General features: G+C 35.3%; 19 protein-coding genes. 12 read left to right on the top strand and 7 right to left on the bottom strand.

The features are described from left to right. Positions 1-39: 39 nt before the first annotated feature. Positions 40-1,227, bottom strand: a complete 1,188-nt coding sequence (gene manA / locus J3U14_RS06765) for a mannose-6-phosphate isomerase, class I (protein ID WP_267352539.1) — start codon at positions 1,225-1,227, stop codon at positions 40-42. A gap of 416 nt (positions 1,228-1,643) precedes the next feature. Here manA and prfA point away from each other — a divergent pair, with 416 nt between their 5' ends. The 5 genes from prfA (at position 1,644) to J3U14_RS06740 (ending at position 9,072) form a co-directional block, all read left to right on the top strand. After that, the gene (gene prfA / locus J3U14_RS06760; protein ID WP_267352540.1) at positions 1,644-2,729 is read left to right on the top strand and encodes a peptide chain release factor 1; all 1,086 of its coding nucleotides are present in this window, start codon (positions 1,644-1,646) and stop codon (positions 2,727-2,729) included. Continuing rightward, on the top strand, positions 2,726-3,562 hold the full coding sequence (prmC, locus tag J3U14_RS06755; protein ID WP_267352541.1) for a peptide chain release factor N(5)-glutamine methyltransferase: 837 nt from the start codon (positions 2,726-2,728) through the stop codon (positions 3,560-3,562). Before prfA ends, prmC begins: the two co-directional genes overlap by 4 nt. 17 nt (positions 3,563-3,579) lie before the next feature. Then, the gene (kdsA, locus tag J3U14_RS06750) at positions 3,580-4,434 is read left to right on the top strand and encodes a 3-deoxy-8-phosphooctulonate synthase (RefSeq protein WP_324100868.1); all 855 of its coding nucleotides are present in this window, start codon (positions 3,580-3,582) and stop codon (positions 4,432-4,434) included. Between the two features lie 529 nt (positions 4,435-4,963). Continuing rightward, on the top strand, positions 4,964-6,379 hold the full coding sequence (locus tag J3U14_RS06745) for an OprD family outer membrane porin (protein WP_267352543.1): 1,416 nt from the start codon (positions 4,964-4,966) through the stop codon (positions 6,377-6,379). An 11-nt stretch (positions 6,380-6,390) separates the two neighbouring features. Continuing rightward, positions 6,391-9,072: a beta-N-acetylhexosaminidase gene (locus J3U14_RS06740; RefSeq protein WP_267352544.1), complete on the top strand. Its 2,682-nt coding sequence runs from the start codon at positions 6,391-6,393 to the stop codon at positions 9,070-9,072. A 76-nt stretch (positions 9,073-9,148) separates the two neighbouring features. Here the strand turns inward: J3U14_RS06740 and rraB are convergent, their stop codons facing one another. Beyond that, on the bottom strand, positions 9,149-9,547 hold the full coding sequence (gene rraB, locus J3U14_RS06735; protein WP_267352545.1) for a ribonuclease E inhibitor RraB: 399 nt from the start codon (positions 9,545-9,547) through the stop codon (positions 9,149-9,151). Positions 9,548-9,617: 70 nt separating this feature from the next. Between rraB and rnm the strand changes: the two genes are divergently transcribed. From rnm to rluB, 3 genes are all read left to right on the top strand, one after another. Beyond that, positions 9,618-10,454 (top strand): RNase RNM, encoded by an 837-nt coding sequence (rnm, locus tag J3U14_RS06730; RefSeq protein WP_267352546.1) that lies wholly within the window; start codon positions 9,618-9,620, stop codon positions 10,452-10,454. A gap of 104 nt (positions 10,455-10,558) precedes the next feature. Then, positions 10,559-11,182 (top strand): L-threonylcarbamoyladenylate synthase, encoded by a 624-nt coding sequence (locus J3U14_RS06725; protein WP_267352547.1) that lies wholly within the window; start codon positions 10,559-10,561, stop codon positions 11,180-11,182. A 266-nt stretch (positions 11,183-11,448) separates the two neighbouring features. Next, the gene (gene rluB, locus J3U14_RS06720; protein WP_267352548.1) at positions 11,449-12,333 is read left to right on the top strand and encodes a 23S rRNA pseudouridine(2605) synthase RluB; all 885 of its coding nucleotides are present in this window, start codon (positions 11,449-11,451) and stop codon (positions 12,331-12,333) included. 399 nt (positions 12,334-12,732) lie between these two features. On the opposite strand, the gene pgm is transcribed toward rluB, so the two are convergent. After that, positions 12,733-14,370 (bottom strand): phosphoglucomutase (alpha-D-glucose-1,6-bisphosphate-dependent), encoded by a 1,638-nt coding sequence (gene pgm, locus J3U14_RS06715; protein WP_267352549.1) that lies wholly within the window; start codon positions 14,368-14,370, stop codon positions 12,733-12,735. A gap of 79 nt (positions 14,371-14,449) precedes the next feature. Beyond that, on the bottom strand, positions 14,450-14,959 hold the full coding sequence (locus J3U14_RS06710) for a hypothetical protein (protein WP_065559380.1): 510 nt from the start codon (positions 14,957-14,959) through the stop codon (positions 14,450-14,452). 392 nt (positions 14,960-15,351) lie between these two features. Here J3U14_RS06710 and J3U14_RS06705 point away from each other — a divergent pair, with 392 nt between their 5' ends. Together J3U14_RS06705 and gloA are read left to right on the top strand one after the other, a co-directional pair. After that, entirely contained in the window at positions 15,352-15,846 is a 495-nt protein-coding gene (locus J3U14_RS06705) for a glycine zipper 2TM domain-containing protein (RefSeq protein WP_267352550.1), read from the top strand. A 255-nt stretch (positions 15,847-16,101) separates the two neighbouring features. Next, on the top strand, positions 16,102-16,509 hold the full coding sequence (gloA, locus tag J3U14_RS06700; RefSeq protein WP_267352551.1) for a lactoylglutathione lyase: 408 nt from the start codon (positions 16,102-16,104) through the stop codon (positions 16,507-16,509). An 89-nt stretch (positions 16,510-16,598) separates the two neighbouring features. Here the strand turns inward: gloA and gmk are convergent, their stop codons facing one another. Beyond that, on the bottom strand, positions 16,599-17,252 hold the full coding sequence (gene gmk, locus J3U14_RS06695; protein WP_267352552.1) for a guanylate kinase: 654 nt from the start codon (positions 17,250-17,252) through the stop codon (positions 16,599-16,601). A gap of 301 nt (positions 17,253-17,553) precedes the next feature. Between gmk and J3U14_RS06690 the strand changes: the two genes are divergently transcribed. Both J3U14_RS06690 and J3U14_RS06685 read left to right on the top strand, forming a co-directional pair. Further along, entirely contained in the window at positions 17,554-18,249 is a 696-nt protein-coding gene (locus tag J3U14_RS06690) for an AzlC family ABC transporter permease (RefSeq protein WP_267352553.1), read from the top strand. After that, a complete protein-coding gene (locus J3U14_RS06685; protein WP_267352554.1) occupies positions 18,246-18,566 on the top strand; it encodes an AzlD domain-containing protein in 321 nt (106 codons plus the stop codon). The genes J3U14_RS06690 and J3U14_RS06685 overlap by 4 nt, the downstream gene beginning before the upstream one ends. 46 nt (positions 18,567-18,612) lie before the next feature. On the opposite strand, the gene J3U14_RS06680 is transcribed toward J3U14_RS06685, so the two are convergent. Together J3U14_RS06680 and J3U14_RS06675 are read right to left on the bottom strand one after the other, a co-directional pair. Continuing rightward, positions 18,613-19,512, bottom strand: a complete 900-nt coding sequence (locus tag J3U14_RS06680; RefSeq protein ID WP_267352555.1) for a heme biosynthesis HemY N-terminal domain-containing protein — start codon at positions 19,510-19,512, stop codon at positions 18,613-18,615. Between the two features lie 10 nt (positions 19,513-19,522). Beyond that, a complete protein-coding gene (locus J3U14_RS06675; RefSeq protein WP_267352556.1) occupies positions 19,523-20,965 on the bottom strand; it encodes a uroporphyrinogen-III C-methyltransferase in 1,443 nt (480 codons plus the stop codon). Positions 20,966-20,971 lie beyond the last annotated feature (6 nt).

Raw genomic sequence — 20,971 nt, 5'->3', positions numbered from 1 at the left:
ATCTTAAAATTTATGCCGTCAATGATTGACGGCTTTTTTTTAATCACTCACTTTTGCAAAACATCCTTTCCCACTATAACTATAATATTTGGCATGATACGCAATAAACACCGATTCCCCTTTATTTAAAGTGAGTACTTCATGTTTTGTTGTTAATGTAATAGCACCATCTACACAAAATAGGATTTGAGGGCTGTTGACTTTTTCTTTTCTTAATTGAAGATCACTTTGAATGATTTCAAATTTAAAATCATTAACGGGAACAGGAAAATCAATTTTATTATGATTAATTAACGGATTAATTAGCAGTTCACTAGCATCAGTACTGCTAAAGTTCGTATTCGCTATTAATGCGTCAATATCAATAAACTTATGGGTTAAACCTGCTCTTAAAACATTATCTGAATTTGCCATCACTTCAAAACCGGTTCCCGATAAATAACAATGCGGTGTTTGGGCATGTAAAAACATCGCTTGAGATGGCTTGAGTTCAATCACATTTAAAATTAAAGGCATAAACAAACCAATATCGTTAGGATAATCTTTTACCAGTGTATGAATGGTTAAAAAAGGCTCTTGATTGAAACTTCTAGTACAGGCTAATAATTGATGAATAGCTTGTAATTTTTGGTCTGGTGAAAGATTCAACAAGAATTGAATAAAGTGTTTCAGTTGTTTTGGATAAGGATTATTTTGTAATTGTACTAATTCATGGTTAAAGATAGGGATAGTTAATTGCGAAAAAAATGATAATATTTGCTCAATCGGTCGAAACGAATTCATGGCTTTAAATGGCGTGAGTGCATACAATAATTCTGGTTTATGATTGGGATCTTTAAAATTTCGGTTTGGTGAATGAAGATCGATACCTAATTTATTTTCTTTTTCAAAACCTTTTTTTGCATCAGCTTTAGTCGGATGAACCTGAATTGAAAGGGGTTTATTTGCTGCGAGTACTTTGAATAAATAAGGAAGAGTACCGAAAAGTTGATAAGTATTTTTACCCAAAATCTGCAATGGGTTTTGATTGATAAGCGCATTAAGATTTATCTTTTCGCCATTTAAACCGATAATCTTTGAACAACCCAGAGGATGTATACCCATCCATATTTCAGCCATCGGCTTTTGGCTTGGGTTTTTAATACCAAATAAAGTCGTAATACTATCGATACTTCCCCAATCATAATCTTTAATACAATTTTCAAGTTTCCATATCGTTTGCTTCATATTATCAACCTGTAAAAGAGTGAATGTGATGCGAATATTGATATTTAAGCTTATTCCTTCTTAATAAACGTTATTTAACAGTAAAATCTGTGCCTTAAACCGATCATTTAACATATTTTTAGTTATCTTTTCCTGTATTCATAAAAAGCGTTGAATAAAGTAAAGACCTTTTAACAAAGTAATCAATCAACTGAATTATAGTAACGACTAAGCAAATTTTTGAAAAGATTAAAAAGTGATTTTTGTGAAATGAATAACACTTTTTGAATGTCTGTGTTTAAAATAAAATTCTGAGATATTTCACAGCATTATTAATAGTTGCAAGGATGAAAAAGTAGGGAAACTGTATTTTAAAGGCGATTAAGTATATAATGCCCCGCAAATTCATTTATTCACGATTAAAAATAGACTTTTATATGAAACCCTCAATTATCAGTAAGTTAGAAACTTTGCAAGAGCGCTACGAAGAGGTTCAAGCGTTATTGTCTGATGCCTCGGTGATTGCCGATCAAAATCGATTCCGTACTCTTTCTAAAGAATATGCGCAATTAACGGGTGTGGTGAAATGTTTTACAAGTTGGAAGCAGACTCAAGAAGATATTGAAACTGCTAAAATGATGCTTGCCGATCCTGAAATGAGTGAAATGGCTCAAGAAGAGTTAAATGAAGCGTTAAACCGTATCGAAGAGCAAGAAAAGCAGTTACAAGTTTTATTATTACCTAAAGATCCCAATGATGATTATAACTGCTTTGTTGAAGTTCGAGCTGGAACAGGTGGAGATGAAGCAGCAATATTCGCTGGCGATCTTGCAAGAATGTATACAAGATATGCAGAATCCCGTCATTGGCGAGTTGAAATTATGAGTGCCAATGAGGGTGAGCATGGTGGCTATAAAGAAGTCATTATGTTAGTCAGTGGCGACGGCGTTTATGGTAACTTAAAATTTGAATCGGGTGGTCATCGTGTGCAGCGTGTACCTGAAACAGAATCGCAAGGTCGTATTCATACATCTGCATGTACGGTAGCGGTGTTACCTGAAATTCCAGAAGCAGAAATGCCTGAAATTAATCCCGCTGACTTAAAAATTGACACTTATCGTTCGTCTGGGGCAGGGGGTCAGCACGTTAATACAACCGATTCAGCTATTCGTATTACGCATATTCCAACAGGAATTGTGGTTGAATGTCAGGATGAACGTTCTCAACATAAAAATAAAGCTAAAGCGATGTCGGTGTTAGCTGCACGAATCCAAGACGCTGAAACCCGAAAACGCCAACAAGAAGAGGCGTCGACCAGACGTAACCTTTTAGGTACAGGTGATCGTTCAGATCGTATTCGAACCTATAACTATCCACAAGGACGAGTAACAGATCATCGTATCAATTTGACGATTTATCGCTTAGATGAAGTTATGGAAGGCAAGTTAGAAATGTTGATTGATCCAATTGTACAAGAATATCAGGCAGACCAGCTTGCTGCATTATCGGAACAAGATGAATGACTTATTTAGAGTGGCTTAAATATGCATCTCAAACTTTAAGTGAAAGTGAAAGTCCCAAGCGTGATGCGGAAATACTATTAAGTTTTGTGACGCACAAAACACGAACATTTTTAATGGCGTTTAGTGAAACTTCATTATCAGACGATGAGTTAACGCGCCTCAATGCATATTTAGCTCGTCGGCAAGCGGGTGAACCGATTGCTTACATTACCGGTGAAAAAGAGTTTTGGTCTTTAAAATTTAATGTGTCGGACTGTACCTTGATTCCAAGACCAGATACCGAAAAATTAGTTGAGCTGGGATTAGAATACCTACCTAAAATTCCCTGTGAAGTTTTAGATCTTGGAACAGGTACAGGAGCCATAGCCATTGCTATGGCAACAGAGCGCCGAGACTGTCTTTTTACTGCTGTTGAAAAAAATCGAGATGCGCTAATATTAGCTCAACAAAATGCGACACAAATCGGTGTAAATAATGTTTATTTTTTACAAGGTGATTGGTATAAACCACTCAAAACCCGTAAATTTTCGATGATAACATCCAACCCGCCTTATATTGAGCCAACAGATATTCATCTATCTCAAGGTGATGTTCGTTATGAGCCAAGAACAGCACTTGTGTCAGACGACGATGGACTTGCGGATATAAAGTTAATTGTCAAAGGGGCTACCAAACATCTGAATCAATATGGTTGGTTACTGATCGAGCATGGTTGGAAGCAAGGCTCTGCAGTACAAACGATTTTCAAACAACATGGATTTCAATTAGTTGAAACCTTCACAGACTATAGTGGCAATGATCGAGTGACGCTTGGTCGTTGGTTCAAACCTTAACTAGGAAACAATTTATGATGAAGCAAAAACAAGTAAAAGTCAGGGATATTACGGTCGCAAATGATCTTCCATTTGTGTTATTTGGTGGTATGAATGTGCTTGAATCACGTGATTTGGCAATGAAAATTTGTGAGCACTTTGTGACGGTCACGGATAAACTCAACATCCCTTATATTTTCAAAGCTTCGTTTGATAAAGCGAATCGTTCTTCTGTTCATTCCTATCGTGGCCCTGGTTTGGAAGAAGGTATGAAAATTTTTCAAGAATTAAAACAACAATTTGACGTAAAAATCATTACTGATGTTCATACCGAACAACAGTGTCAACCCGTTGCCGATGTTGTTGACGTTATTCAATTACCGGCTTTTTTAGCCAGACAAACCGATCTCGTTGTGGCAATGGCGAAGACAGGTGCCGTCATTAACGTTAAAAAACCACAATTTGTTAGTCCCGGACAAATGGGCAATATAGTTGAAAAATTTGAGGAAGCAGGCAATGATCAAATCATTCTTTGTGATCGTGGTAGCTGCTTTGGTTATGATAATTTAGTGGTTGATATGCTTGGCTTTAATATCATGAAAAAAGCCAGCCATGGTTCACCGGTAATTTTTGATGTCACTCATGCCTTACAATGTCGTGATCCTATGGGAGCAGCATCTGGTGGACGTCGTGGACAAGTGACCGAACTTGCTCGTGCAGGCATGGCAGTGGGTATAGCAGGGCTATTTTTAGAATCACATCCTGATCCAAGCCATGCAAAATGTGATGGACCTTCAGCACTTCCATTAGCTAAACTTGAGCCATTTTTAAAACAGATGAAAGCTATTGATGAGCTAGTAAAAAGTTTTGATGAAATTAATACTGAAAATTAAAATTGATTGATGTGATTAAATCCCTATTAATAAATTAAATTTTATCAATAGGGTTTAATCTCAGTATTGGTAATAAGAATTTTTTGATTTTTCTTTTTTCCCCTCCCTATATTTTCATTTCTGACAAGCAAATTTATTTAAACATAGGATTTATAAATCTGAATGCGTTAAGCGATCGTATGGGTTAATTCAAAACTCTATTAATCTTTTCTTATTTTTTAATATAAAAAAAGTTGTGATATTTATCGAAAAATTAGAAAAAAAAAGGGGTGTTTTGGTGATTCGGATCACGATTTAACAACATTTAATTTGATAACCAAAATATGTTTATGCATTATAAAAACACCTTATTCACAGGAGTTTTAGATTAATTTAGTAAATTTAACCAATTGTTTGTACAGAAGATTGACATTAATTTTGTCGTATTTTATTGATTTTAGGTAGAAAATGATTTTTTGATCCATAAAGATAAGTTGTTAACGGACTAATCTGATCGTTGATTTAAAAAAGTCATTTCAAGGAAGCAGATATGAATTTTTATAACCCCCTATTAACCACTCGTTCACTCAGTCGTATCACTAAGCTCATTTTGTCTTGCTCCATTTTAATCAGTGCGTTGCCTGCACAAGCAGAATATACCCATCCCTTTGTTGAGGATGCTTCATTAACCGGTAATGTCTTTTTTTGGAATCGTGATCGGGAAAGAAAGAATGTCACTCAACATAAATATGAGAAAAACCTAAGGCATACTTCTTTCAATACCAATCTGGATTTTAAAACAGGTTATATAGCCGATATGTTTGCTTTAGAATTGGGCGGCTATGGTGCTTGGGAAGTCAGTAATGGTGGTAATGGTCATCCTAATGAAATCGGTTTTAGTGGTGCCAATAATCGTTGGGACGAAAATTGGAAAAAAGATATTAGTGGTCTTAGTTTCTATAAAGCCCAAATGAACTTCAAACTTGATGAACTATTTTGGCTCAAAGCGGGGTATATTCAACCGTCAGGACAAACGTTGCTTGCTCCACACTGGAGTTTATTACCAGGCACTTATCGAGGCGTTGAATTTGGTACAAAGCTTGATTTTGATTCTGCGGGGGTGTTATCTATGTCCTATATGTGGGCAGATAAATATAAAGCACCTTGGTATAAACGACTTTATGAATTTAGACAATGGCAAAAAGGAAGAAAGATCGATTACTTACATTCTGCTGGTTTAAAGTATGATTTTAAAAATAATGTCGTGCTAGAAGGCGCATTTGGTCAATCCCATAACTATATGAATCAGTTTTTTGGTAAAGCGTCTTATCAATTAGATATTTTGGATAACCCGTTAACAATGAGTTATCAATTTTATGGTGCGAAAGATCAGTCTCATAAGGGGGCTAAAGTATATGATGGTTTAGCATGGTTACAAGCTGCGACGTTAGGTTATCAAATGGGGCCAGTAGGGTTACGTCTTGAAGGTGTAGCAGTTAAAGCAGAAGGTGAACAAGGATTCTTTTTACAACGAATGACGCCTGATTATGCTTCCTCAAATGGTCGTTTAGATGTCTGGTGGAATTCACGTTCAGATTTTAATGCCAATGGTGAAAAAGCATTATTTGCAGAAGTTACCTATGATTTAAGTCATCTATCACACTATTTATCTGGTTGGAGAACTGGCGCTTCGTATGCTTATGGCTGGGATGCTAAACCAAGTACTAATAAAGATTTTGACCAAAAAAGACGGTTGATTGAATCAGCTTATAACTTCGATTTAGGTTATACCGTACCACAAGGTTTTGCTAAAAACACCTCTTTCCAGTTACATTATACCAAATATAATAACCACTCAAAAATACCAAGTTGGAGTGAAGGTTATGGCAATATTTTCCAAGATGAACGAGATATCAAATTTATTGTTACCGTTCCATTCACTATATTTAATGCAAAACAAAAATAGGTAATAAAATAATGAAAAAGCTTAAAACTGCAATACTTGCAACCTCGATAGCCTCTTTATTAAGTGTAGGCGTTACACAATCAGCTTATGCAAATCAAAAGACAGTTGATTTAATGAGTGCTCAACTTAATGTTAAATATACTGTTAATGATAATCAGGCAAATGATCATGGTATCAATTGTGCTACTTTAGGTGCGGATTGGGCTGCATGTAATAAAGTGACTATTTCGTTAACAAATAAAGGTTCAGCAATTAATGATAAAGATTGGGCAATTTATTTTAGTAGTATTCGTATGATTTTGTCCGTTGACAATGATCAGTTTAAAATTACACACCTAACAGGTGATCTTCATAAAATTGAGCCGACGGATAAATTTGTTGGTTTTCCTGCTAAAGGCACTATCGAAATTCCTATGATTGGTGAATATTGGATCTTGAGCGAAAGTGATATTATGCCTCGTTGGTATGTGACATCGACCAATGCAACCCCTAAAATTATAGCAAATACCAATACAGATTCTGATAATTTATCGGCATTTGTGTCGCCAATTAATCAACACTGGAAAAGAACGGCTGATGATCATAATATTTTAATGACACCCGTCAATCGTTTTCAATATAATGCCGATATTGAAAACTTATCGGCAGAAGCATTACGTGGGCAAATCTTGCCAACACCAAGTAAAATATCCATTGGAAATGAAGATATAACGCTCGATTCGCAAGGGGTAAATTTAGTTTTAAATGGATTAAATCAAGACAGTTTAACTGTTATACAGACTGAATTTAAAGCATTAAATATCCCGATTACTCAACAAGGCTTTAAAATACAAGCAACAATCGAACCTCAACAATTTTCCCAAAAGCAAGCAGGGGCTTATCAGTTAGTAATCAACAAAGACAAAGCAACCATAACAGCTTATGATGAGACTGGAATTTTTTATGCGATCCAATCCATTTTATCGACAATTTATGTCGATCATTCTCATACCATTCCAACACTTAATGTCATTGACTCGCCTCGATTTGAATATCGTGGTGTCATGCTTGATATTGGCCGTAATTTTAAATCTAAACAGGCCATTTTGCGTTTATTAGATCAAATGGCAAAATATAAAATGAATAAATTTCATTTTCATTTAAGTGATGATGAAGGTTGGCGAATTGAGATCCCAGGATTACCAGAACTCACCGAAATTGGTAGTAAACGTTGCCATGATCTTACTGAACAAACTTGTTTACTTCCTCAATTAGGATCTGGCCCTGATAGTAATACATCTGGCTCGGGATATTTAAGTCGTCAAGACTATATTGAAATTATTAAATACGCTAAAGCACGGTTTATTGAGGTCATCCCAGAGATTGATATGCCTGCTCATGCTAGAGCGGCGATTGTCTCTATGGAAGCACGTTATAACCGTTTAATGAAAGAAGGTAAAGAACAGCAAGCGAACGAATTCCGTTTAGTTGACCCAACGGATACTTCTAACACGACAACTGTTCAATTTTATAATCGATTAAGTTATTTAAACCCTTGTCTTGACTCGTCTAAACGGTTTGTAAATAAGATTATTGATGAAATAGCTAGCATGCACATCGAGGCAGGCCAACCTTTGACAACTTGGCATTTTGGTGGTGATGAAGCTAAAAATATCCATTTAGGATCTGGCTACCAAGATTTACAGCTTAAAGAAAAAGTTGCTTTTAAAGGTATTATCGATCAAAGCAATGAAGACCATCCATGGGCTAAATCACAAGCATGCCAAGCTTTTATATCTAAGGGTATTGTCAAACAAATTGAACATCTACCAAGTTATTTTGCTGAGCAGGTTAGTACTATCATTAAGGAACATGGTATTGACCATATGCAGGCTTGGCAAGACGGAATGAAACATGCCGACAGTGCTAAATCTTTTGCTGTTGATAAAGTCACGGTGAACTTTTGGGATACTCTTTATTGGGGGGGGGCTGACTCAGTCAATGAATGGGCAAATAAAGGCTATCAAGTCATTATTTCGAATCCGGATTATGTCTATTTAGATATGCCATACGAAGTCAATCCTAAAGAAAGCGGTTATTATTGGGCTACACGTTACAATGATGAACGTAAAATATTTACTTTTGCGCCTGATAACTTACCTCAAAATGCTGAAACGTCGTTAGACCGCGACGGCAATCCATTCACCGCTAAAGGTACACTTAATTGGTCGGGCGCTTACGGATTATCTGCGCAAATTTGGACAGAAGATATTCGTAGCGATAATAAAATGGAATATATGGCATTTCCTCGTTTGCTAGCGGTGGCAGAAAGAGCGTGGCACCAAGCCGATTGGGAACTTAGTTATCAAAAAGATCGTGAATTCATACAAGGGAAAACACAGTATGTGGATCAACAAAAATTACGGCAAGATTGGGTACGTTTTGCTAACTTAGTTGGTCAGCGAGAATTAGCGAAATTGGATTTAATGGGAATAGATTATCGATTACCTATCCCAGGGGCTAAAATTGAGAACAATCAGCTCAATGCTAATATTGTTTTTCCGGGATTAATTATAGAATATTCGATGGATAATGGTAAAAATTGGCATCGCTATACTGATCCCGTGACAATTAAAAAAGGTGATGTTGTATCAGTACGTAGTCTTTCAGCTGATCGAAAAAGAATAAGCCGTATTGAGCAAGTTAACGAGTAATCGAAACAGTTTACCATTTTTATCCAATCACCATTGGATAAGAATGGTAAATAATTAGTTCAATGTTTCTAGGCTATTAATGTAACGTTTCATTGTCAAAGACGCTATCATCTAAAATATCGTCACTTCCGTCTTCAAAATAAGTGCCCCAACCGTCATAATTCACATTAAATTGGTGCGCCAACGTCATAATTTGGGCAATTTGTGCATTGATTAAATCAGCACTGAGGGGGCTTTCAGCGATGATATCAAAACCAATAATAACGTTACCAGAATCATCGACATCTTCATCAGGATCTGTTGCTTCATAACCTAATTTATAGGCTTCTACTGCAACTTTTTCAAGTTTATCAAAGTTTTCTGAAGAAATATGATGTTCTATCAAATACAGCGCATGGGGATCACTCCCATCTTCTAAAAGTTCATCAATAATTGATTGAGTATCTTGTTGGGCAAGCAGAATTTGATCTTTCATAATATACCTTTTAGTGGTCACGCAAATTGTGTGGTATATTACACGTTTAAAAATAATTTTCGAGAAAAAAGTGATCGTAGATTTGCATTCTCATACTATAGCCTCTGATGGTGTTCTATCACCAAGCGAGCTGGTTAAACGTGCTGTCGATAACCAAATTGACATATTAGCGATAACGGATCACGATACCATAAAAGGAATTCCTGAAGCGCAAAAGTTGATCTTAACTGAAAATCTTCCGGTTAAACTGGTGAGTGGAGTTGAAATATCAACCGCTTGGAAAAATAATGAAATTCATATTGTTGGATTGAATATTGATATTGAAAATCAACAATTATTAACATTGCTTCAAGCTCAAGAACAAGGTCGGATTGATCGCGCAATGGCAATTAGCCATAAATTGGCTAAGTTACATATTGATAACGCTTATGAACAAGCAAAGACTTTTTCAAAGGGGGATATTGTGTCTCGTGCACACTTTGCTCGATTTCTTGTTGCTCAAGGTTTGGTCAAAGATGTGAAAACGGCATTTAAAAAATATCTGGGAAAAAGTGGATATGCTTATGTACCAGCAAAATGGTGTAGTATTGAAGAGGCAATAGCGGCGATTCATGTGGCAGGTGGACTTGCAGTATTAGCGCATCCGACTCGTTATGATTTAACTGGCACTAAATTAAAATTATTAATTAATGATTTCAAAACTTGGGGTGGTGATGCCATTGAAGTTTCGCAAAGCCGACAAACACAAGATGACTTACAGCGATTAGCTAAATTAGCCAACGAATTTGAACTGCTTGCTTCGCAAGGTTCGGATTTTCATGATCTGGTTAACTATTTAGATTTAGGAAAAACGCCTCCTTTGCCAGGCAGTGTCACACCGATTTGGCATAATTGGAAACTAAATTAATATGGACTAAAATTGCTTTAAGTTAACATGCTATCAACCTTCATGATAGCCAATCTGACATTGTAAAAAGTGTTTTAAATTTAATATTAATATAGAAGAACATTATGAGCCAAACTTTTTATATTCATCCGGACAATCCTCAAAATCGATTATTAGAACAAGTTGTTAAAATCTTAAAAGAGGGTGGCGTTATCGCTTTTCCTACTGATTCCGGTTATTCATTAGGTTGCTTGCTTGATAATAAAAATGGTGTTGAGCGTATTTGTAAAATACGACAGCTTGATAAATATCATAATTTTACGTTGATGTGTCGAGATTTATCGGAATTATCTTCCTATGCAATGGTCGATAATATTACGTTTCGACTGTTAAAAAATAATACGCCCGGTAAATACGTTTTTATTCTACCTGCAAGTAAAGAAGTACCACGTCGCTTGATGAATGACAAACGAAAAACCATAGGGTTGCGTATACCGGACAACAAAATTGATTTAGCGTTACTGGATCTATTAGGGCAACCATTGATGACCACAACGTTAATTTTACCAAATGAAGAGGAAGCGCAATCCGATCCGGATGAAATTGAGGATAGAATTGGACATCTACTTGATGCTGTTGTCCATGGTGGTTATATAGGTCAACAACCTACAACCGTTATTGATTTAACAAATGATTACCCTGATATTATTCGTCAAGGAAGTGGTGATATAAAACCTTTTGAATCGTGATCAAATATTTCAAGAGCTCACTATTAAAAGCATCTGGATTATTTAATCATGGTAGCTATTTATTATGTGTTTTTGAAATATTGAAGTTCAAATTATGGATAATCTAAAGATTTTGTTTGGTAAACACTATCCATTTTTAAGTTAGTCAAGCTGAGCACTATCGTATTAATTGTAATGCTAGTAAAGCAATATGAGTAAATCGTCGTTTTTCACAAAATGAACAAAGATATAGTTAATCTGATACCTGTGAAGGTAGCGAGGAAAATATGAAAAAAGTAAATGACAATACTGAAAAGTTGCAAAAAGTGTTAGCTAATTTAGGTAATGGCTCACGTCGTGAAATTGAGGCGATGATAGCCGCAGGAAAAATTAGCGTTGACGGAAAAATTGCAACATTAGGTGATAGGGTTGATGTAAATGCTAACCCTAAAATTCGAATTAATGGACACTTAGTTCAGCTAAGAAGTAAAGAAAAAACGGTTTGTCGTGTATTAGCCTATTACAAACCTGAAGGGGAAATCTGTTCGCGAAGCGATCCTCAAGGGCGAGCAACGGTTTTTGCTCGATTACCGCGTTTAAAAAATGCCCGTTGGATTAATATTGGACGATTGGATATTAATACTTCCGGTTTACTCCTTTTTACCACAGATGGTGAATTGGCTAATCGATTAATGCATCCTCGTCATGAAATAGAACGTGAATATGCGGTACGTGTATTTGGAAATGTGACTGATCAGCAAGTTAATCAATTACGCAAAGGGGTGCAACTTGAAGATGGCCCAGCTTCTTTTAAATCTGTAAAAGCGCAAGGTGGTGATGGTTTAAATCAGTGGTTTAATGTCGTCATAACTGAAGGGCGTAACCGTGAAGTGCGACGAATGTGGGAAGCGATTGATGTACAAGTAAGCCGTTTGCTGCGTATTCGTTATGGCAATATAACCTTGCCTAAAGGTTTATCACGAGGAACTTGGATGGAGTTAAGTATTGATTCGGTTAATTATCTACGTGATATTGTCGGATTAGCAAAAGAATCCAAATCATTCATTGACGCCAAAACGGATAAACGTAGTTTCAGACCAAAAAGAACTAAACTTAACAACTTGACAAAATCATCAAGACAAGCCACAGCCAAAAAACCAACACGAATCTAAAAACTAAATCACATCCTCAATAAAAAACATCAATTTATTGGGGATATGATGACATCTATCCAATTTTTCTTACATAGACAGTAAACCAAGTATCATTAACTACATTGATTAAGTTGATAAAGTTAATTTTAATTTATAAATTATTTGGTCACTCAATTGTGGTTTAGACCTTGTTATTGTTGTTGTAGATTTTTCAAATTTAGACTTAAATCACTTGAAATTAACAAATATAAATAAAGTAAAATGACTACGAAAAAATTAACCGTCAAATGTTCACAATGAAGGTGTATTAAGCATATTTCTCAAGCTATATACAACTACCTAAAAAATAAAACAATAAAAATCTTTTTCGTACATTCATAATTAAAAGCCGACATAACGTCGGCTTTTTTGTTTCAATTACTTAATGGCATTAGCAACAATTTGTTGTGCTTCTTCTTGAAGTAAAGCTAAATGCTGATTGCTGATAAAACTTTCCGCATAAATTTTATACGCATCTTCAGTGCCAGAAGGTCGGGCTGCAAACCAGCCATTTTCAGTGATAACTTTCAATCCACCAATTGGGGCATGATTAGCTGGCGCAGAGGTTAAACATTGGGTAATTTTTTCACCCGCAAGTTGATCGGTTGTCAGTTGGCTTGCATCAAGTTTGGCTAGTTTTTGTTTTTCAGCAAATGATGCGGGTGCCTGGATTCTGCCATAATAAGAAACGCCAAATTTATCCTCAAGTTGTTGATATTGTTCTTGAGGGTTTTTGCCTATTTTGGCAGTCATTTCTGCTGCCAGTAGACATAAAATAATCCCATCTTTATCGGTTGACCAAACTTTACCATTCGTTCGTAAAAATGATGCGCCTGCACTTTCTTCACCGGCAAAACCTAATTGACCATCATAAAGTCCTTGGGCATACCATTTAAAACCGACAGGGTATTCTAAAAATTTTCGGTTTAGACTGTTTGCAACGCGATCTATCATTGAACTTGTCACCACTGTTTTGCCAATGGCAACATCTTTATGCCACTCTGGACGGTGCTGAAATAAATAATTTACACAAGCTGAAAGATAAGCGTTTGGGTTCATTAATCCTTTTGGCGTAACGATCCCATGGCGATCAAAATCGGTGTCATTACCGAATGCTAGATCAAACTTGTCTTTTAAATTTAACAACCCATCCATTGCCCAGCGGCTGGAACAATCCATTCTGATCACTTCGTCGTGATCTAAATGCATAAAACTAAAGGTAGGATCAATTTTGTTATTTACAATATCAAGATTCAGACCATACTTTTCAGCAATTCGAGGCCAATAGGTAATACCTGCGCCACCTAATGGATCAACGCCTATTTTAAGCGATGAAGATTTAATCAATGCAAGATCAACAATGTTTTCCAGATCGTTAATATAATCAGTCTCATATTCTTTGGTATGAATAAATTGTGAATGAGTGGCTTTGTCTAATGAGACCCTTTTCACACCGTCTAATTGCTGTTTAAGGAGTTCATTTGCTCGATGTTCGATTTGTTTAGTGATGTCAGTATCAGCAGGGCCACCATTTGTTGGATTATATTTAATTCCACCATCTTCTGGGGGATTATGGGAAGGAGTAATGACAATACCATCAGCAAGCTGTGATTTTTTATCTTGATTATACGTTAAAATTGCATGTGAAATAACTGGAGTAGGGGTATATCCCCAATCATGTGCAATAACAACAGTCTGTTCGTTAGCAACGAACACTTCAAGCACTGATTTGAGCGCTAATTCAGATAAAGCATGCGTATCTTGACCAATAAAACAAGGACCAGTGATACCATGGGATTTACGGTATTCGGCAATAGCTTGAGCGATAGCGAGTATATGGGCTTCATTGAATGTGCCTTTATTTGAACTACCTCGATGTCCTGAAGTGCCGAAAATCACCAATTGGCTAATATTATCGGTATCGGGTTTAATTCGAAAATAGTTATCTTGTAAGGTTTCCACATTGATTAGATCAGAAGGTTTAGCTAATAATCCCGCTCGGCTATGGTTTGCCATTTTTCGCTCCTCTACATAATTTTTAATCATTTGATAATGGTTACAGCGCTTTTCTGATTAATATGTGACTACAGAAATTTTATTTCACTGATGTTGAAAACACATCTTTAATTTGGTTAATCGTATTTTCTGAAATCCCCATGTCGCTCATGATTGATTCAATGATATAAATTTTTCTTGCCGTATTGGTATTACTGATTACCCAATAAGGTGTGCCAATAATTTCACGAGGTTTAGTATTTTTACCCGAAATCTCTAAAGATTTTTTATCTTTGGCTAGATATTGGCGTTTACTACCATGAAGCGATGTCGCCGCAATGGCAAAAAGTGCTGGATTATAGTTATAAAGCGCAGCGAGTAATAATAAAAAACGACTGATAATCGATTTTTCATTCGTAAAGGTATCGCTGGTTAACAAATCATTGAACATCGAGTAATGACTTTCTAAATGAACTTTGGCGTTTGAGTTAACAGGATCCGCTTCTATTTTTAACAAACGTCGCAATATACTTGATGCATCTTCACCGATGTGTTTTGTTTGTCCTGCAATAAATTTATATAATTCGTCGTCAATTTCGATAGTTTTCATTATGTTAATTATGCCTATTAGATTATCTTACTGGACACCCTTGTACAGCAATATTGTCAATTTTATGTAAGTTTTGTGTTACGCTATTATTTAAACAATCATTATGAACCTCATCTTGCGGCTTAATGTTTGTTATTACGTCATTTTTTTGTTGTTGATATGAATTATGACAGGCCGATATCATAACTGATAATAATAATTGAAAAAATAACCGTTTCATATACTTATTGTATGTCATATAAACTATTAACTTGAGTATACTCCAACTTAAATGTAAATTGTATTATCTATTGATAAAATAATGAAAAAGATATTGTTGTTATTGTAAAAGAATATTATGCTTAATCTGACAAAAAAAGTATAACTTCAATAATATATATGGGGAATCAAATATGAAAAAAATTGTTTTAACAAGTATCATAGTTGCTATCCTTTCGGGATGTAGTAATAGTGATATCTATTCTGGCGATGTTTATACAACCGATCAAGCGAAACAAGTTCAACAAGTAAGTTATGGCACTGTTGTTTCAGTAAGACCAGTTAAAATTCAAACAAATGCATCTAATGGACGAAGTGAAAATGTGGTAGGTTCATTAGGTGGTGCTGTGATTGGTGGTGTACTTGGTAACACCATTGGTGATGGAGCCGGTAGAGCTTTAGCCGTTGCAACAGGTGCGATTGGTGGTGCGTTAATTGGTAACACAATCGAGGATAAAGCAAGCCAATCAAATGCGGTTGAATTAGAAATTAAGCAAGCAAATGGTGCAAATATTGTGATTGTGCAAAAAGGCACAACCAAAGAGTTTTATGTTGGTCAACAAGTTAGATTAGTGAGTAATGGAAGGCAGATAAGTGCTTCTCCTCGTTATACTACTTCAACACAATAGTTGTCATTAAAAGTTACTAACCCATTTATTATTAGTTTACATTCCAAGACTTTTGTTTATACCTTGTATAAATAAAAGTCTTTCTATCTATTTTATATGAAAGCGATTTCATACTCTACTTCATCTAAACTACTAAACGTTTTATCACTCGGTTGATAATGTTTTGCCTGCTATGACATCAAAAAAATTTGCGTCACTAAATATGAACATATAAACTCAATATTAATTTCACTAATAAAAAGGAATATTTTAGCAATGCGCATTTTACATACGATGATACGTGTAGGAGACTTACAACGTTCTATTGATTTTTATACTCAAGTTATGGGAATGAAAGTATTAAGAACAAGTGAAAATACAGAATACAAATATTCGTTAGCTTTCGTCGGTTATGATGATGAATCTGTCAGTTCCGTTATTGAGCTAACGTATAACTGGGGAACGCAAGAGTATGACCATGGTAATGCATTTGGTCATATTGCTATTGGTGTTGATGATGTAGCCAAAATGTGTGAAGACGTTAAACTTGCTGGTGGTAACGTAACCCGTGAAGCTGGTCCCGTGAAAGGTGGAACGACCATTATTGCCTTTGTTGAAGATCCCGACGGTTATAAGATAGAACTTATTCAGAATGATCAGGCTGATCAAGGACTAGGTAATTAACGCTAACGCTTTTATATATCGCCGATAACATCGGCGATATGTGTATTAAATAAGTATCAAATGATTAGTACTCAACTATATCAGCATGATTAATAATTATTGTGCGTTAAAAGTTTTGTGAAAAATGATTGATGAATGACTTCTTGTTTATCACGCTCTAAACTTGCTGCAATAATGATAGAATTAAGGGCGTTTAATGAAGTGTTAAAATCATCATTAATAATCACATAGTCATATTCATGATAATGTGAAATTTCAGCTTGTGCTTTTGCCATTCTTTTACGAATAACTTGTTCGGTATCTTGTCCTCGCTTAATAAGACGATGTTCAAGTTCTGCTAACGAGGGCGGTAAGATAAAAATACTTTTGGATTGTGGCATTTTTTCTCTAACTTGCTGTGCACCTTGCCAATCAATATCTAAAAATACGTTAACTCCTTGTAATAAGCTCTGCTCAATTTCTGCTTTCGAAGTACCATAATAGTGATCAAATACGTTTGCATATTCGACAAATGCCTGTTGACTAATCAATGACTCAAAATGGTCATGATCCACAAAATAATAATCTTCACCATGTTCTTCGCCTGGTCTTGGCGCTCGGGTGGTATGCGAAATTGAAACTTTTGCCGGATACTGATTTTTTTGCTCTAAATAAGCCCGAATCAAACTTGACTTTCCTGCTCCACTCGGAGCCGAAATAATAAAAAGTGTACCCGTATACTGGTTTGATATGTTATTTTTCATATAAAATCGATTTTGATTATCTTAAAAAACAATTTAAAGGATTATAACAAATTTACAGGCGGAGTGGTGCATAGTCGAACTATTTATCTTAATAATTACTATTAACCTGATCAAACTACATTACTGAGTGTAATTACGTTAATATGATCCTTGTTAAAATAAGTGAATATTTTGCCTAGACTGAAAACGCATAACAAACTGGTCAATCATTTCATTTAAAATAAATTTTAAGATTAATCATTTATTGTTTGACAGTACCGTGTTAATAATTATGATGAAGTTTTTATCAAGAGAATGCGTTATGTCACTCACATTTAAAGATGGTGTTTATGCTTGTATTCCAACGTTATTAGGCTACGTTGGTATAGGTATTGCTGCTGGCGTTGTAGGAAAATCGGCAAATTTAACGATTTTAGAAGTAACTCTACTTGCTGTGATTGTTTATGCTGGAGCGGCTCAATTTATCATAGCTGGGTTAATGTTAGTTGCTACACCCATTTCAGCCATTATTTTTACTGTTTTTCTGGTTAATTCCCGCCATTTTTTAATGAGCATGGCTACTGCGCCTTCTTTTCGCCGTTTTTCATTACTGGATAATATTGGTATTGGTAGTTTGCTCACAGATGAGAGTTTTGCAGTGGCCATGAATGCAATTGCCAATCATAAACCTGTCAACGCCGTATGGATGCATGGACTGAATGTCACCGCTTATATTGCTTGGATATTATCCTGCTTAATAGGTGCTTTAATCGGTGAGTGGTTACCCGATCCCACTATGTTTGGTCTGGATTATGCTTTAGTGGCTATGTTTATCGGTTTACTATATTTACAGTTGATAGGTGACAAAACAAAAAGTATGTATAACAAGATTCTTGTTATGCTCACTGTTTCAGTACTGCTGATCATCTTAATGCGATTTGTATCCCCTGAAATGGCAATATTAATTAGCACATTTGCTGGATGTTTTATGGGAATAGCGATGGAGCGTAAAGTATGACTACTTATAGTTTACTCATCATTATAGGATGTGGATTGGTAACATGGTTACCTCGAATTATTCCTTTTATACTTGTTAGAAAGTTACATTTGCCTGATATTGTGATTCGATTTTTATCGTATGTTCCACTTTGTATCTTAACGGCACTTTTTGTACAAAACCTATTTATTGCAAAACAAGGGCATTTTCCTGATTTTAAGATCGAATACTGTTTAGCTAGTCTTCCCACTATTTTAGTGGCTTTATTGACGAAAAATCTGATGTGCATTGTTGTGACAGGGATGTGCTTTATGGCGTTGATTCGATATTTTTTATAATACAAAATATTTTATACCTAAAAAAACAGGGCTTGTCGCCCTGTTTTTACGTTCTTTCTTGATCTTTAATTTTAGCCACTGATTCCAGCAATTTATCTGCTTCGACAGTTTGGCCAAGTTGTTTAAGGTAGTTAGCCATTGCTTTTTGATACGCAGTATTATTAAGTATTGCTTTTGGCTGTGATTTCCACCATTTAATTAATGCGAGCGGATCATTATCGGTTGATAACTGTTTGATTCGAGCAATATAAGCAGCTTGTTTAAACTGATCTAATTGAGAATCACTATATGTTTTTACTTTATACATAATAGGTAATAAATCAATAACAGCTTGATAATTACCCATTTCATAATAAAGTTGATCTGCAAGCCTTAATACTTCGGCATTACGTGGCTTTTCATTTAACAAACTTTCAATAATAGTATGAGCACTATCATATTCATGATTCTTAAGCTGTAAGCGAACTTGAACCAATTGGAAAGCAAATTTTTCGCTAGGTTGGCAAGTCGCAGCTGCTGCTTCGAGCATTTGGTTGGCTTGAATCAACTGATCATTATCAATATTCGCTTGTGCCGCTAATAAATAAGATAATGTTATATTGGTTGCCCCCTTAGCACTTTTCATGAAAAGTTTAGCAGCTTGTTGATAGTTACCTTCAAGTAATAAAAATTGTGCTTGTTCAATTAATTTTTTTGCTTTATGCGGCGATTTTAAACGAAGCCAATTACCGAAAGCTGTTTTAGAATTGAAGATTTTTTTAAATAATCGATCAATCAAATAAAGACAAAAAAGCGCCAACAATAATAAAATAACAAAAGAATTGAAGGACATGCTAATTTTATAATTGGCGATGATAAATACAGCTGAACCTTGATTGAATTGCAATAAAGGCCCTAAAAAGAATCCCCCAACTAATGCTAAGAAAATAACTACTATTTTAATCATTATTATTCTCCTATTTAGCCAACATAGAACGAACACGAGTTTGCATTAACTTCTCAAGTTCACTTAAGCTAGCTAATCTGTCAGGAACACTTTTATTACTAATTGTTTGATTTTGCAAATTATCAAGATCACTTAGGAAGGCTTTAACACTTGGCGAATTATTATCAAAATAGGCATTAACCCAAACAGCAACATCATTAAGCGAACGCTGATAAATCAACTCTTGATGTCGAGGTACAGCTTGTGCGGCTATTAACAGACGGAAACGAATATTTTCACGAAGATACAGTGATTGTTCTAAATTTAGTGGGGTACTTAAAATATGGCATCTAACGATCTGCTTTTCATCTTTTCCTGCTTGTGACAAACATGTCGCAAAGTTATTATCATTTTTATCCAATTTTTCAATGGTAATAAATTTTTGCATAAAAGAATCAATGTTTGCCCATAAATTATGCGACCAATCAGAAATTGACGAAGTGACCACATTGTCGGAACTTTTAGTTGGGTCAATTTTATTTTCTGAATCAGCATCTGAAGATGCGCTGTGAGAATCATCAACTGGCAAAGCATCATTATACTGCGTTAAGCCAAGATCAATATCATTATAATTCTCAACCAAAGGAAGATCGGTCAACGAATCCGAAAGACTAATTAAATTCAAAACAATACCGTCAGAATCGATAAAACTCAATTCAGAAAGCGAACTGATATCTTTATTAATGGCTTGTCTGGCAGGCAATAAACTGGGATCATTTGTTTGTGCTAAACTTTCATCTGCATTTCTTAACAACAAACGGGCAGTGGTATAATCTTGATCACTCCAGATTTTTCGAGCGGCTAAATGGACTAAATAGTTAGCTTGCGATATCAGCCAAACATTATTATCAGTGCTCGACATTGCTGATAATCGTTCGTTAAAGTTATGAAGATTTTGTTCATTTAACCTAATTGTGTCATTAATTTGATTGGTTAACTGTCGTTGTAACTTTTGTTGCTCATTTAACTGATTAGTAACACGCTCTTCAAGCGAAGAAAACTGCTGGTCTTGTTTGGTTACTGCATCATTAATATTACTTTCTAAATCCTTAACAATACTCTGCTTGGTAGTTTGTTTTAAATTGGCTATTTCCATTTCGAGCATTGAAATAGTGCTATTTTGTTTTTCAATTTGTTCATGGCCGTGATAAAAAACAAAGCCACCTAAGCCTAAAGTTAAAGCAATAGCTACAAGCGATAGTTTTGAAATGGGTGTTTTATTGACATTATTTTTGCTGGATGAAGAAGTCGATTTTTTTTCTGTTGTTAGACTTGAATTTGTCGTCATCGTATTTTTTTCTTCTTTCATAATATTGTTCACTTGTGTTAGTGCATCGGTTGTAAAAGGTTTACTAAATGAGGTGGTACTAATCGTTGAACTGGTTGCATTAGCTCCATAAAATCGAATCGGCATAAAAAC

The organism is Gilliamella sp. B3801 (genome assembly GCF_026536645.1).
Taxonomy (GTDB): Bacteria; Pseudomonadota; Gammaproteobacteria; order Enterobacterales; family Orbaceae; genus Gilliamella; species Gilliamella apicola_I.
Note: the sequence above shows the minus strand (reverse complement) of the source record. Positions and strands in the feature narration are given on the sequence as shown.

What these genes read in the sequence shown, in the direction of transcription:
- manA (WP_267352539.1), bottom strand. Translation starts at nt 1,227, where the DNA reads ATGAAGCAAACGATATGGAAACTTGAAAATTGTATTAAAGATTATGAT.
- prfA (WP_267352540.1), top strand. Translation starts at nt 1,644, where the DNA reads ATGAAACCCTCAATTATCAGTAAGTTAGAAACTTTGCAAGAGCGCTAC.
- prmC (WP_267352541.1), top strand. Translation starts at nt 2,726, where the DNA reads ATGACTTATTTAGAGTGGCTTAAATATGCATCTCAAACTTTAAGTGAA.
- kdsA (WP_324100868.1), top strand. Translation starts at nt 3,580, where the DNA reads ATGAAGCAAAAACAAGTAAAAGTCAGGGATATTACGGTCGCAAATGAT.
- J3U14_RS06745 (WP_267352543.1), top strand. Translation starts at nt 4,964, where the DNA reads ATGAATTTTTATAACCCCCTATTAACCACTCGTTCACTCAGTCGTATC.
- J3U14_RS06740 (WP_267352544.1), top strand. Translation starts at nt 6,391, where the DNA reads ATGAAAAAGCTTAAAACTGCAATACTTGCAACCTCGATAGCCTCTTTA.
- rraB (WP_267352545.1), bottom strand. Translation starts at nt 9,547, where the DNA reads ATGAAAGATCAAATTCTGCTTGCCCAACAAGATACTCAATCAATTATT.
- J3U14_RS06725 (WP_267352547.1), top strand. Translation starts at nt 10,559, where the DNA reads ATGAGCCAAACTTTTTATATTCATCCGGACAATCCTCAAAATCGATTA.
- rluB (WP_267352548.1), top strand. Translation starts at nt 11,449, where the DNA reads ATGAAAAAAGTAAATGACAATACTGAAAAGTTGCAAAAAGTGTTAGCT.
- pgm (WP_267352549.1), bottom strand. Translation starts at nt 14,370, where the DNA reads ATGGCAAACCATAGCCGAGCGGGATTATTAGCTAAACCTTCTGATCTA.
- J3U14_RS06710 (WP_065559380.1), bottom strand. Translation starts at nt 14,959, where the DNA reads ATGAAAACTATCGAAATTGACGACGAATTATATAAATTTATTGCAGGA.
- J3U14_RS06705 (WP_267352550.1), top strand. Translation starts at nt 15,352, where the DNA reads ATGAAAAAAATTGTTTTAACAAGTATCATAGTTGCTATCCTTTCGGGA.
- gloA (WP_267352551.1), top strand. Translation starts at nt 16,102, where the DNA reads ATGCGCATTTTACATACGATGATACGTGTAGGAGACTTACAACGTTCT.
- gmk (WP_267352552.1), bottom strand. Translation starts at nt 17,252, where the DNA reads ATGAAAAATAACATATCAAACCAGTATACGGGTACACTTTTTATTATT.
- J3U14_RS06690 (WP_267352553.1), top strand. Translation starts at nt 17,554, where the DNA reads ATGTCACTCACATTTAAAGATGGTGTTTATGCTTGTATTCCAACGTTA.
- J3U14_RS06685 (WP_267352554.1), top strand. Translation starts at nt 18,246, where the DNA reads ATGACTACTTATAGTTTACTCATCATTATAGGATGTGGATTGGTAACA.
- J3U14_RS06680 (WP_267352555.1), bottom strand. Translation starts at nt 19,512, where the DNA reads ATGATTAAAATAGTAGTTATTTTCTTAGCATTAGTTGGGGGATTCTTT.
- J3U14_RS06675 (WP_267352556.1), bottom strand. Translation starts at nt 20,965, where the DNA reads ATGCCGATTCGATTTTATGGAGCTAATGCAACCAGTTCAACGATTAGT.